Genomic DNA, 570 nt, shown 5'->3' on the forward strand with positions numbered 1-570 from the left:
GCTCCTGCCGCTGTGGTGCCCGGTGGGCAGGTTGTCGGGAGGTTCGACGCTGAGTGCCTTGGCCACGGGGACGTCGGTGGAGGAGTGCAGCACGATCGACAGGGCGATGGTGATGGCGACGAGGTCGAACACGTGTTCGCCGGAGGGTATGCCCGCTTGGAGGGCGAGCAGCACGTAGACGACCGAGGCGAACCCCTTGGGGCCGAACCACGCCGCGACCAGCCGTTCCCGGACAGGCAGGGATGTCCGCAGCAGGGAGAGCAGCATCGCGGCGGGGCGGACCAGCAGGATCGCGATCACCGCGACGGCCCAGTCGCCGGCGGTCAGGTGCGAGATCCGGTCGGGTGTGATGAGCGCGCCGAACACCAGCAGGGCGGCGAACTTCGTGGTCTCCGAGAGCAGGTCGCCGAAGTGTTCGAAGTTCTCCGCCGTCACCCGGTCCAGTGTTGCCAGGGTCGACCCGGCGGCGAACGCGGCGAGGTACGGGTTGGCGTGCGTCAGGTGGCAGGTCGCGTAGACGATCACGCCGATCGCCAGTGGTCCGAGTGCCTGGAGTCGGGGTTCCGCGGT

Annotated in this window: 1 protein-coding gene; it reads right to left on the reverse strand. The window is 69.1% G+C overall.

Annotation, left to right across the window (positions count from 1 at the left end; translation table 11 throughout):
• A partial coding sequence (locus tag FM051_RS50065) for a cation:proton antiporter domain-containing protein (RefSeq protein ID WP_202919549.1) occupies positions 1–570 on the reverse strand: 570 nt, incomplete at both ends.

Source organism: Saccharothrix deserti (assembly GCF_009769385.1).
Lineage (GTDB): Bacteria > Actinomycetota > Actinomycetes > Mycobacteriales > Pseudonocardiaceae > Actinosynnema > Actinosynnema deserti.